Origin of the sequence: Fictibacillus marinisediminis (genome assembly GCF_023149135.1) — a bacterium.
Classification (GTDB): domain Bacteria; phylum Bacillota; class Bacilli; order Bacillales; family Fictibacillaceae; genus Fictibacillus_C; species Fictibacillus_C marinisediminis.
This window is the reverse complement of the sequence record NZ_JAIWJX010000002.1, coordinates 724747-737399: the sequence shown is the minus strand read 5'-3', so window position 1 is coordinate 737399 and position 12653 is coordinate 724747. Positions and strand designations below refer to the sequence as shown.

The 12653-nt window shown below is 42.4% G+C and carries 13 protein-coding genes; 1 reads left to right on the top strand and 12 read right to left on the bottom strand.

Features of this window, described 5'->3' with window-relative positions; translation table 11 throughout:
- Window positions 1-136: 136 nt before the first annotated feature.
- From LCY76_RS04100 to queG, 12 genes are all read right to left on the bottom strand, one after another.
- Window positions 137-997, bottom strand: coding sequence for a ComEC/Rec2 family competence protein (locus LCY76_RS04100; protein ID WP_248254582.1), 861 nt, complete (start codon window positions 995-997; stop codon window positions 137-139).
- Between the two features lie 107 nt (window positions 998-1104).
- Window positions 1105-2271 (bottom strand): sporulation protein YhbH, encoded by a 1167-nt coding sequence (gene yhbH / locus LCY76_RS04095; RefSeq protein ID WP_248251557.1) that lies wholly within the window; start codon window positions 2269-2271, stop codon window positions 1105-1107.
- Window positions 2272-2625: 354 nt separating this feature from the next.
- A complete protein-coding gene (locus LCY76_RS04090) occupies window positions 2626-2805 on the bottom strand; it encodes a FeoB-associated Cys-rich membrane protein (RefSeq protein ID WP_053355628.1) in 180 nt (59 codons plus the stop codon).
- A gap of 26 nt (window positions 2806-2831) precedes the next feature.
- On the bottom strand, window positions 2832-4838 hold the full coding sequence (gene feoB, locus LCY76_RS04085) for a ferrous iron transport protein B (protein ID WP_248251556.1): 2007 nt from the start codon (window positions 4836-4838) through the stop codon (window positions 2832-2834).
- Window positions 4835-5062 carry a FeoA family protein gene (locus tag LCY76_RS04080; RefSeq protein ID WP_053355630.1) on the bottom strand — a complete coding sequence of 76 codons (228 nt, stop codon included), beginning with the start codon at window positions 5060-5062 and terminating at the stop codon, window positions 4835-4837. Before LCY76_RS04080 ends, feoB begins: the two co-directional genes overlap by 4 nt.
- Window positions 5063-5193: 131 nt before the next feature.
- The gene (locus tag LCY76_RS04075) at window positions 5194-5379 is read right to left on the bottom strand and encodes a hypothetical protein (RefSeq protein WP_053355631.1); all 186 of its coding nucleotides are present in this window, start codon (window positions 5377-5379) and stop codon (window positions 5194-5196) included.
- Window positions 5380-5429: 50 nt separating this feature from the next.
- Window positions 5430-5987 (bottom strand): signal peptidase I, encoded by a 558-nt coding sequence (gene lepB, locus LCY76_RS04070; RefSeq protein ID WP_248251555.1) that lies wholly within the window; start codon window positions 5985-5987, stop codon window positions 5430-5432.
- A 193-nt stretch (window positions 5988-6180) separates the two neighbouring features.
- A complete protein-coding gene (locus LCY76_RS04065) occupies window positions 6181-8076 on the bottom strand; it encodes a PrkA family serine protein kinase (RefSeq protein WP_248251554.1) in 1896 nt (631 codons plus the stop codon).
- A gap of 424 nt (window positions 8077-8500) precedes the next feature.
- Window positions 8501-8974 carry a tRNA (uridine(34)/cytosine(34)/5-carboxymethylaminomethyluridine(34)-2'-O)-methyltransferase TrmL gene (trmL, locus tag LCY76_RS04060; protein WP_248251553.1) on the bottom strand — a complete coding sequence of 158 codons (474 nt, stop codon included), beginning with the start codon at window positions 8972-8974 and terminating at the stop codon, window positions 8501-8503.
- Window positions 8975-9048: 74 nt separating this feature from the next.
- Entirely contained in the window at window positions 9049-9936 is an 888-nt protein-coding gene (locus tag LCY76_RS04055) for an amidase domain-containing protein (RefSeq protein ID WP_248251552.1), read from the bottom strand.
- Window positions 9937-10016: 80 nt separating this feature from the next.
- Window positions 10017-10556 carry a methylated-DNA--[protein]-cysteine S-methyltransferase gene (locus LCY76_RS04050; protein ID WP_248251551.1) on the bottom strand — a complete coding sequence of 180 codons (540 nt, stop codon included), beginning with the start codon at window positions 10554-10556 and terminating at the stop codon, window positions 10017-10019.
- 63 nt (window positions 10557-10619) lie between these two features.
- Window positions 10620-11765, bottom strand: coding sequence for a tRNA epoxyqueuosine(34) reductase QueG (queG, locus tag LCY76_RS04045; RefSeq protein WP_248251550.1), 1146 nt, complete (start codon window positions 11763-11765; stop codon window positions 10620-10622).
- 84 nt (window positions 11766-11849) lie between these two features.
- On the opposite strand from queG, the gene LCY76_RS04040 reads away from it, so the two are divergent.
- Complete coding sequence (locus tag LCY76_RS04040; protein ID WP_336606244.1) at window positions 11850-12512, top strand: B3/B4 domain-containing protein; 663 nt, start codon at window positions 11850-11852, stop codon at window positions 12510-12512.
- Window positions 12513-12653: the final 141 nt, after the last annotated feature.

Below are 12653 nucleotides of genomic sequence, written 5' to 3'. Positions count from 1 at the left end.
AGGACTTAAGCTGAAAACTGAAATTCGTTTTCAGCCCTGGGCGCTGGAGCTAGACATTACTCCTATGCAAACTATATTTTATCCTACCTTAACCTACAAAATCACAAAAAAACAAGACAGCCCAAAGCAGGCTGCCTTATTTAAATCCGTTCGTTCGAAACGTAATTTTATTTCCGTTGCTGATAGCCGTTATGACTCCGAGCTGATCGGTTCTGTAGATGGTCATGTTCAGCCTTTCCAAACGGAACAGCACTTCTTTTGATGGATAATGATAAGGATTATTGTTTCCTACCGAGATCATAGCTGTCTTCGCATGGACTGCTTTTAAAAACGCCATCGTTGTTCCCGTATTTGCTCCATGATGACCTATCTTAATGACATTTGCTTTTAAATCCCTTTTGGATGAAAGCAGTTCCTTTTCCGATTCCATTCCAGCATCAGCCATCAGCAAAAAGCGGTTTTTCCCGTGTGTAATTCTTAAGACCGCAGAGTAATCATTAATGTATTTATAATAAGCAGAACCAGGTGCAAGCATATCAACCTTCACCGAAAAACCAAAACGGAATTTGGTTCCTGCCTTGGCACGTTCTACCGGGATGTTCTTTTCGTTAATAATTTTGAAAAGATCGTGATAATAAGCGGTATCATACGGAAGATTGGGCATATAAATCTTTTTCACATTAAAATTGCGGATCACATCGTCCATCGATCCGATATGGTCATGGTGAGGATGCGTGGCCACCAAAACGTCTATGTCTGCAACTCCCTGGCTTTGCAAGTACCGGATGATCTCAGGTCCATCATTTTCATCGCCTGCATCAACAAGCATATTCTTCCCGTTCGGCATCTGGATCAAGATGCAATCCGCCTGCCCGACATCTAAGAAATGCACCTTCAGCGGCTCAAACCACGTGGCACTTGCGGTTTTGGGGGAGGTGCACAGCACCGAAGCAGATAGAATAACCGCTAACACTATCTGCTTCATGATTCGATTCACTTTCAACGATTCCGTCCCCTCCCATTTGGTTATGAATTAGTTATATGTAACTTTCCTACATAATAAAAGAAAACCCATCATCCAATACATGGATAATGGGCCACAGCTTATTTTGCTTCTTCTCTTTTTCTGAAAAAGCTTTTCATGGAATGATATACATCTGCTTTTTCTTTAAGGATATAATAATTGAATTTAGGATCCGTGATGTTTTTATACACACTCATCAACGTGGAATGGCGGTTATAGGCATTGACCTCGCCATATCCAAACATATTGCTGTGCTCCATAATTTCCTGCACAAGCTTAACGCAGCGAGCATTGTCGCTTGTCAGATTGTCGCCGTCTGAAAAATGAAAAGGATAAATATTAAACCGTGAGGGTGAATACTTTGTTTCAATTAATTCCAGGGCTTTACGATAAGCTGACGAACAAATCGTTCCCCCGCTCTCCCCTTTTGAAAAGAAATCTTCTTCTGTTACAACTTTCGCTTCTGTATGATGTGCAATAAATTCAATTTCCACTGTTTCGTATTTGGAACGCAAAAAACGGGTCATCCAAAAGAAAAAACTTCGTGCCATGTATTTTTCCCAAATCCCCATTGATCCTGATGTATCCATCATAGCAAGGACTACAGCTTTTGATTCCGGTTTTACGACTTCATTCCAGGTTTTAAAACGCAGGTCGTCGTTAAAAATGGGTGCTATTGCCGGTTTTCCTTTTAAGGCATTGCGCTTAAAAGCAGTTAGAATGGTGCGTTTCTTATCTACATTCCCCATTAATCCAGTCTTGCGAATATCGTTGAACTCAACCTTTTCCAGAACGATATTGTCCTGTTCTTTTTGTTTTAAATCCGGCAATTCCAGCTCTTTAAACAAAAATTCCTGAAGCTCTGCAAGTGATACTTCCGCTTCCGAATAATCGGTTCCAGGCTTGTCGCCGGCCTGGCCTTTGCCCTTTCCAGCTCCAGCCTGGTTTCCGTTCCCATCTCTCGCCACCACGTCTCCTACCTGGCTGTCACCGTCACCCTGCCCTACATGCTTATTCTTCTCATAATTGTATCGGATTTTGTATTCATCCAGGGAACGGATCGGTATTTTAATAACATCACGCCCATTGGATAGAATAATGTTTTCTTCACTGATTAGATCTGGCAGGTTGTTTTTAATGGCCTCTTGGACCTTTTCCATGTGTCTCTGATGATCCTGATAGCCTTTGCGGTGGAGGGACCAGTTCTCTTGAGAAACGGCAAAATTGTTTTTAGCTTCCTCGCTCATTATTTCCCCTCCTTCTTTTTTAATTGGCTCATTATTTTATTTGAATGAAATCGGGTCAATTGATAAAAGAACCACCCGCTTTTGAATTGAAAAAGGGTTGGTTACTTTATCCTATGCAGTACAAGATGAGAATTGCTAAGTAATTGACACATTTTTCAATCTATTGAGATAAGCGTAGGTTTTCTCAACAAGAAGTAGGATCCTTAAGTATCTTTCTTGAGGTACGGGGTGCAGTATCGCGAGTGAAAAAATCAATTATGTGCTAGTTTGGCTGAATTATTTAGATTTCGCTCAATTCCATCGTCAAACGGCACAAAAAAAGCACCCCATGAAGAACATGGAATGCTTTGAAGGTTATTTATTGTAGTTTGAAAAGGCAACTTTATCATCCATCATATCACTGCAAGCGGACTGGCAGCCTTTCTTCAATGCACAGGTTGCGCATTTTCCTTGTTTGCTCTTTTTCACAAATCGGAAAATGGTGAAGCCTGCATATCCAAAAATAAGTAAGCCGAGCAAAATATTAAGCAGCATTCATTATCCCTACTTTCCGTTAAAACTTAAAAGCCGAGAAGCTTTCCGCCCTGGTAGATCACCAATGAAACCAGGTAAGCGATGAGAAGGGCGTAGATAATCGAAAACCATGTCCATTTAGTTGATCCGGTTTCCTTTTTGATTACGGCAACCGTTGCAAGACAAGGGACGTACAGCAGTAAAAATGCCATGAAGCTATAAGCCGCCAATGGAGTGAAGTGGTGCGCCATCACGCCCTGCAATGTGTGAAGATCAGGTGCCACATAAATAATATTCATCGTGGACACGACAACTTCCTTGGCGAGGAATCCTGTCAGTAAAGCAGCTCCCGCCTGCCAGCTGCCAAATCCAATCGGTTCAAACAGTGGAGCGAGCACTCCGCCGATCATGGCCAGGAAGCTCTTATTCATTTCAACATCAAAACCGGACGGACCTGCATAACTCAGGAACCAGATCACGACCGATCCTCCAAAGATAAAGGTTCCGGCTTTTCTAACAAACCCTTTCCCTTTTTCCCATGTATTCCTCATGAGCGTACGCCATTGTGGAATGCGGTATGGAGGAAGCTCGATCACGAACATCGAACTCTCTTCCTTAAGTATGGTTGAGGAGAAAAGCTTGGCCAGAGTCAGTGCAATCAGAATTCCCAATAGGTAAAGAGATAGCACTACAAGCGCCTGATTTTGCGTAAAGAACGCTCCCACAAACAGGCTGTAAACAGACAGCCGTGCGGAACAGGACATCAACGGCGTTAATATAATGGTTAAGAGGCGTTCCTTTGGCTGCTCAATGGTTCTCGCTGCCATAATTCCAGGGACGTTGCATCCAAAACCGATAATCATGGGGATAAACGCTTTCCCGTTCAACCCGATGCTCTCTAACGTCTTATCCATAACCATGGCAATCCTCGCCATGTATCCTGAATCTTCAATGAAAGAGATCAGGAAGAAAAGGATCATGATCTGGGGTACAAATACAAGAACTCCTCCCACTCCAGCCACGATGCCATCCAGAATCACTGCCTGGATAAATGAAGAAGCACCGGCTGCTTGCAGGATAGATTTCAATGTATCTGTTAAAGGGCCCGTCAGGAATCCATCGAGCATATCAGAAATTGGACTTCCAAGCCAATCAAATGTGAGTTTGAAAATGAAGTACATGAAAAAAATAAAAATAGGAATACCTAAAAATTTGTTCGTTACGATGTTATCAATGCGATCGGAAAATGTATATTTTACGTCTTTCCCTTTTATTAAGGAGACGTCCACAATATCCTGGATGTAGGCGGCTCGGACAGCTCGTATAAAATACGGCAATGATTTAGCTTTTTCTTCGCTTTGAATACGTTGTTCTGTCTCTGCGAGCAGCGTCTGGAGCTCTTCCTCTGCAATGTACGATTGAAGCAATGTACGCACGACATCATTTCCTTCAAAGAACTGAAGAGCAAGCCATCGCTTAGGCGGCAAGCCGTCAATGTCAGGAATTTTAGCCGCTAATTGATCCATTGCTTTTTCAAGTATACTGCCATAGGAAATATATAAAGGCTGATTCTCTTGCTGCTCATTGGCCAACAGCCCCGCCAGCTCTTTGCAGCCAGAACCTGTTCTGGCGACGATTGGAAGAACAGGGCTATTCAGCTTTTCAGACAGCTTTTTTTCATCAATTGAGATCCCGCGACCTTTAGCAACGTCCACCATGTTAAGGCCAATGACTACGGGCTTGCCATATTCGAGAAGCTGAATCGTTAAGTATAAGTTGCGTTCAAGCTGTGAAGCATCAACGATATTTAAAACCATGGAAAATTGTTCTTCAATCAGGAAACGGGTTGCAACCCCTTCATCTTTTGAAAGCGGGTTAAGTGAATAGATTCCGGGCAGATCAATCAAGTGCCCTTTTTTATTGTTCAGCATTCCGACTTTCTTTTCTACGGTTACACCTGACCAGTTTCCTACATATTCGTAAGAATTCGTTAGGATGTTAAACAAAGATGTCTTTCCGGTATTCGGGTTACCGGCTAGTGCGATTTCAATCATGAATGGCAGACCTGAATCATTTTTGCTTCACTTCTGCGGATCCCAACCCATTGTCCGCCTGCTTCAACAGCAAAAGGCCCTCCAAACGGAAGAATTCTTTTGATGATGATTTCCGTTCCTTCCATGATTCCCAAATCAAGCAGTCTTCTGCGTACCAATGTATTCACAAGTTCCGTATTTATGATTTTTGCTTTTCCGCCAGCTCTAATATCCGTTAAAACCATATTGTAGCACCCCTGAGAGAATGATAATTATTATCAATGTATATTCTCATTATATGAGATTCATTCTCAATAGTAAACAGGTAATTTTCATTCTAATCAAAAAACCTGCTTCGGTTACCCGAAACAGGTTTTTACTGGTTATTCTTCTTTTTATTGTTATGTTCATACTGCGCAGGGTCAGGCGTTTTTCCGCGTTTCTCTACATCCTCATTCGTGGACATTTTCTCCATGACCTTTCCATGTTCCTTCATTTCTTTAAAGTTTGGCGTCATGGAGCTATTTTTTGGTTTTTCTGTATAATCCTGTTCTCTGGACATATACCATCACCTCTTACGTGCACTATTCCCTTATTCCTATCTCTATAAACTTACTTGATAACTTCAAGCTCTTTTACAGGCCAATAGCGCAGGTTTACTTCACCCACTATTTTTTTCATATCGACCAGACCGATATGGCGGCTGTCAATGCTGTGCAGCCGATTATCTCCCATAACAAAGACTTTTCCTTTTGGAATGACCTTTTGGCCGGTTACTTCTTCCAATGTAAAATCACCTGTCAGATTTCCGCTTGTAATATGCTTCTTGTAATCATCTAAATAGGGCTCATCAATTTGTTTGCCATTGATATAAAGGTGATCATTTTGATAGGCAATCCGCTCACCCGGCATGCCAATCACCCGTTTAATATAGTCCTCTTTCGCATTTGCATGAAATACAATCAAATCAAACCGTTTAGGCTCACCAAGATTGTAGCCTAATTTATTTACAATCAGCCTGTTTCCATTTTGAATGGTCGGCATCATGGATTCTCCATAAACTACGTACTGTTCAAATAAAAATTTCTTTATCAGCAACGCTAGTATAAGTGCTATTCCAATGGCTTTGATCCAATCCCATAATTGGCTGCTATCCTCCCTGGAACTCATCCTTTCACTTCCTTTTTGTTAGCGTTTAGTATCAATTTACCACTATAGTTTATCATAATACAAGGTATTCTCTTTCTAAGTCCCTTTTATTCTTTTATAATCCACATATTCTTTTGCCTTGGGCCATTACTTCTGGGCAAGACTTTATAAAAAAAACGCATCCTATGAAATCATAGGGATGCGTTTTTAATAACTAGCGGTTTAAAAGGCTTCCTACATACCTTAGGAGTTCGTTCGCTGATGTCGTATTGTACCCATGGTCTTCGACGAGGCGGGCGATGACTTCATTTACTTTTTTGAGCTGTGTTTCATCAGGTGTCTTTGAAGAAGTCGTAATTTTAACGACATCTTTCAAATCTGCGAACAGCTTCTTCTGGATTGCTTCTCTTAAGCGTTCGTGGGAATTATAATCAAATTTCTTTCCTTTTCTCGCATAAGCGGAAATTCGGATTAAAATTTCTTCCCGGAACGCTTTCTTCGCATTTTCAGAGATTCCAATCTGTTCTTCAATAGACCGCATCAGCTTTTCGTCTGGGCTCATCTCTTCACCAGTCAGCGGGTCTCTCAGTTTATTTTTATTGCAATAAGCTTCCACATTGTCGAGGTAATTATCCATCAGTGTTTTTGCAGATTCTTCATAAGAATAAACAAAGGCTTTCTGAACTTCTTTCTTCGCAATCTCATCATATTCTTTTCGCGCCAGGGAGATAAAATTAATAAAGCGCTCTTTATCCTCTTTCGTAATCGAAGCATGGTGGTCCAGTCCATCCTTCATGGAGCGGAGAACATCGAGTGCGTTGATCGATGGAATGTCTTTGCGGATGATGGCAGAAGAGATCCTGTTGATGACGTAACGAGGATCGATACCGCTCATTCCCTCATCCGAAAACTCCTTCTGCAGCTCTTCCAGATCGATATGGTTGTAGCCTTCCACGATCTCACCATCATACAGCCTCATTTTCTTGATCAGGTCCATACCCTGCTTCTTTGAGTCCTTCAAACGGGTTAGTATTGAGAAAATCGCTGCAACTCTCAAGGCATGAGGAGCAATGTGGACATGGGACATATCACTGTCTTTGATCATCTTTCCATAGATGCGTTCTTCTTCAGAAACCCTTAAGTTATACGGAACTCCCATAACGATAATCCTGGAGTGTAAAGCTTCGTTTTTCTTATTGGCGATAAACGAGCGGTATTCCGATTCATTCGTATGAGCAACAATCAATTCATCCGCAGAGATCAGCGCAAATCGTCCCGCTTTAAAGTTGCCTTCCTGAGTAAGAGATAATAAATGCCAGAGGAACTTTTCATCACACTTCAGCATTTCCTGAAACTCCATCATCCCCCGGTTCGCCTTATTCAGCTCTCCATCAAAGCGGTACGCACGGGGATCTGATTCTGATCCGAACTCTGCGATTGTTGAAAAATCAATACTTCCTGTTAAATCAGCAATATCCTGTGATTTCGGATCGGATGGGCTGAATGTTCCAATCCCTGTCCTTTTATCTTCGGAAAAAAAGATTCGTTCAACCATCACATCTTCAATGCAATTATCGTACTCTTTCTCAAGTCTCATCGTGTTTAAGGGCGATAGGCTTCCTTCAATTCTAATACCATAATCTTCATAAAAATCTTCACGCAGATGATGAGGAATTAAATGCAATGGATCCTCATGCATCGGGCAGCCTTTGATGGCAAATACCGACCCTCCGTCTGTTTTTGAATATTTCTCCAAACCTCGTTTCAGCATGGTAACAATCGTGGATTTACCCCCGGAAACCGGCCCCATCAATAAAAGTATCCTTTTTCGCACATCCAATCGTTTAGCTGCGGGATGGAAGTACTCCTCTACCAGCCTTTCGATTGAATCTTCAAGTCCAAAAATCTGGTTGGTGAAAAAGTTATACCTTTTGGCCCCGTTCACTTCCTCTATTCCTGCATCTTTAATCATATTATAGACTCGGGAATGAGCGGACTGAGCGACATAAGGACGTTCCTTTAAAATCTCAAGGTATTCTCCGAAGGTACCTTCCCAGGCAAGACGCCTCTCCTCTTCACGGTGCAATTGGATTTTACCTAAAATATCCATGTGTACCCCCTTGCGTAGTGTTTGCATCCTTCGTTTGTTAATCTACTTTATGCGAGGATGTCCCCAATCATTCAAGTTGTTTATGTTTTTCCGATAGAAAAACTTTGTTGTAGCAGTACCAAAAATGATAGTGGTTTTAGTATTGTTATGTTTCATGACGATGGATTAGTCTTGATATTTTCAAGCTTGTTTTTTACACCAGTTTTACGTTGTGCGGATACAGCGGTTTCGATATAATAAAGAAAGGATATGGAAAATTGCACCCAAAGGAGGAGATCGCATGAGTTTCATCCTTATACTAGGAGTTATGCTCGCGTTCTTAACCGCCATTTTCACTGCGGGATACAATGACAATCCCGGAGCAAAATAAGCTGTACATATAAAAAAACGCCCCAATATGGGACGTTTTTTTATTTTTTTTGCGCTAATCCAATGTTGGAAACTCCTGCTGTCTCAATGCTTCATAAATTAAGATCGCTGCAGTATTGGACAGGTTCAGTGACCGAATGTTCTCGTTCATCGGCAGTCTGAAACAGCGTTCCTCATTTGCCTTAAGCAGCTCTTGCGGCAATCCGGTCGTCTCACGGCCGAACACAAAAAAGTGATCGCGTGATGACTCGCTGTAATTCATATCGCAGTAGCGCTGTTTTCCGAATTTGGTAATATAGTAAAACAATCCTTCTGGAAAACCCTCGAACAGTTCCTCCAGAGAATCATAATAATGAACATCAACGTGTTCCCAGTAATCCAGTCCTGCCCTCTTCAACTGTTTATCATCCGTTGAAAATCCAAGCGGACGGATCAGATGCAGAGATGTTCCTGTTCCCGCACAAGTACGGGCAATATTTCCGGTATTGGCCGGGATCAGGGGCTGATAAAGAACGACATGTAAACCCAAAACTCTCACCTCGAATGCTTATTCCTCCATTATTATAGCACTTTTATCGGAATATAGCCTTGAGGCACACGTTTTTATACAACATGAAAAAACTTATATTTGATTTGCGGGGTATAAGCGGTGGAATCCTCGTACTTCCAAAACCTCATCCGGCTGTCTGTTGAATGTGCATTGACCAGCGGCTCACCCGAAGAATCCTTGGCTACCACAATCGTTGTATGCTGCCAATGTCCGTCACCATCAAAATCATAGCAGATGACGTCACCTGGTATGAGCTGACTCGCTGAAGACATCTCCCTCGCCTGCAACTGTGATTTGGAGCCGCTCAAATACCACCGCATGGCGTTAGCTACCGTCCAGCTGTAGCTCCAGTCATGATGTTTAAACCACCATCCCTTTGAACGGGTGCCATGATGGACCATAGGAATGCCCCCGCCAGCATGAAGACACTGTGAGATATAGTTTGTACAATCGACATCAAAGGATTTGAAGGAAGGGTTATAGGTATTCCACCATCTTTCCGCGTACCTTACTGCTGCCAGCCGGTCATACGGCTGCTTTCGCAGGACGGGAGCCTCAGTCTCTCTTTCGATCTTTACTTTTTCTTTATGCTGCCCTTCAGGATTTAACACTTTATCACTGATCAGCTGATCCTCTTTAAAGACCGCTCTCCTCTCCTGGGTCCATTCTTCTACATAAAAATCATAACCATGCCTGATCAGGTTACTGAAGTGAAGAATGTAATCCACCTGACGAAGATCATCGAAGTTGGAATGCCTAAGAACTTGTGCTTCTACATTATTGTTAACAAGGACGGCATTTCTCTCGTGCAATGCCTGTTTTTTGCGGGCAAAACTCTCCCTTTCTTCCAATGGCAAATAAACACTATCAGTCCAGTTTTCGTTGACCATCCAATCAGTTAGCCGCTGAATATAGAACTTCAGATGCTCTAGCCAGTTCATAGGCCACCCCCGTGTTGCAAAATTAACGTACTATCAGCATATGAAACAGAGCCAAAAAAAAAGAACCGTTTAAAAACGGTTCATGAGGTCTTTGGTATAAAGTTTTGAAGTTCAATGTTTAAAAGAAGTTCTTTTTTATCCAATCCGCCGCCATAGCCCACAAGCGCACCATTGCTTCCAACTACCCGGTGGCATGGAATAACGATGGGGACTGGGTTTTTATTGTTTGCACTGCCTACAGCTCTCACTGCTTTCGGGGCGCCTATTCCCTGTGCGATATCCTTATAGGAGCATGTAGCGCCATAAGGAATTCCCTTCAGTTCCTCCCAAACTTTAATTTGAAAGGGAGTGCCATACAGGTCTAATGGAATAGAAAACTCCTGCAGTGTACCGTTGAAGTAACTCTCAAGCTGCTCAACAACCTTCTGCAGCTGTCCTGGTGAATGAATCAGTTCCCCCTTAAGGTAGTTCTTCGACATCCAGGATTGAAGGGATGGTAAATTTTCTTCAAGGCTCCCAAAGTCAATCCGGCAAACACCATTTTCGGTTGCAATAATAGTCAGGAGGCCAATCGGGCTTTTCATTTCCTCATATGAGAATAATGTTTTTATATTACACATAAAAATCCCTTCTTTTATTTTCTTAATGATTTCTATACTAACGGACATGTTCCTGTGAAGCGATTAGTAAATTCCGTGATTTTCAAGCAAATTCAGCCCTTTATCGATTTCTGCAGCCACATTTCCGTCTTTTTCTCGTTCTTTTGCCGCATTAAGATGCTTTCTTGCGTTCACTGCTCCTATTTTCCCTAGAGCCCAGGCAGCTGTTCCTCTAATTACTGGTCTAGGGTCTTCATTCATCAGCTGGACGAGTTCACCTGCAGCTGATTCATCTTTAAAATGAGCAAGAGCAAGAATAGCATTTCGCTGGATCGGTTTTTTCCCTCTCCATGAGCCGGAGACATGCCCGAACTTTTCCTTGAACTCCCGGTTGCTCATATGAAGGATCGGCTTTAATAAAGGCTTCGCTATCTCAGGATCCGGTTCCATCTCCTGATGAAGATGGAAATCCTTCCCCTTATTTTTCGGACATACCGTCTGGCAGGTATCACAGCCATATAAACGGTTTCCTATTTTTTCACGGTATTGGTCAGGAAGAAAATCCTTGGTTTGTGTTAGGAAAGCAATACATTTATTGGAGTCCAGCTGTCCTCCCTGTACAAGGGCTCCAGTTGGGCATGCATCGATACAAATCGTGCAATCTCCGCATTGATCGGTAATCGGTGTATCGGGAGGAAGGTATACGGTAGTCAGCAATTCGCCTAGATACACATAAGAGCCGAACTCCGGTGTGATGGTGGCACAATTCTTTGCACTCCATCCAATCCCCGCACGCTCTGCAGCAGCACGATCGGACAATTCCCCGGTATCGACCATTGACATCACCTCTGCCTCCGGAACCTTTTCTGTAATAAAGGCCTCTAACAGCCGGAGCTTCCCACGCAAGATGTGGTGATAATCCACTCCCCAGGATGCCCTGCAGAAAATCCCTCTGCGTGCACCTTTTACACTTCGGGGAGCATCTTTCATTTTTGAAGGATAAGCTAGAGCGATGGATATAATGGTATGTGCACCTTCCATCAAAAGCTGAGGGTTCGTTCTCTTTTCAATGTCTTCTTCTTCAAACCCTGATTGATAACCGAGCTCCTGCTGCTGGATAAGCCTTTCCTTCAATTCAGTAAAAACATCTGAAGAAGCAAATCCAATTTTGTCGATACCAATTGATTTACTATATGCAATAAGCTCTTCTTTAAACTGGGCGCCTGTCATAACTGTACCTCCTTTCTCCATAAAAGGATTTCTTCATCTATGGTAAACTATCTATAAAATACATTGATAAGCCAAGGTGATCTGATGATAAAACTAGCAGAGGATATTAAAAAGCTTGTCCCTTCCTTTAAACTGGGAACAATACTATATCATGATATCGTGATTGGAGAATCACCGCAAATGCTAAAGGGCAGATTCCAATTATTTCTTGAATCGCTGAAATTGGATGCTGAGCAGCTCAGCATCGCTGACCATACCGGCGTTCAGGAATGGAGAACAACCTTCAAGGCGCTTTCCATGGATCCATCAAGATACAGACCTTCAGCAGAAGCTCTTCTTCGGAGAGTTTACGGCGGAAAGGATATTGGATTGGTTAACTCAGCCGTTGACGTTAATAACTTCTTTTCTCTTCAATATGGTGTACCTATAGGCATATATAATGCAGGCGTGCTGGCCGGAGATATTGAAGTAAGGATGGGGAAATCAGAGGATCAATATGAAGGTTTAAACGGCCGTTTAATGAACATGGAGGGCAAATTGCTGTCTTCTGATGAAGCCGGCCCTTTCGGCAGTCCGATTGTTGACTCCAAACGTACGATGACAAACGATAAGGTGACAAGCGCACTTCAGATCGTTTATCTGCGCCCGTCCATGTCAACGGAGGAATCAGCCAAACTAGTGGCTGCCATTGAAAAAATGTTTATTCAGATTCATGGCGGATCTGCCGAATCAGCCATCATCCAATAAAAAAAGCGCAGTACTTCATTTAAAACGAAGTACTGCGCTAAAACCTACAACTGCCTTGATTCAATATAGTCCCAAACACCGAATAATATGACAACCTGTTATATTATTTTTTTAAGCTTTTTTCTAAAAGATTGTTGCTTT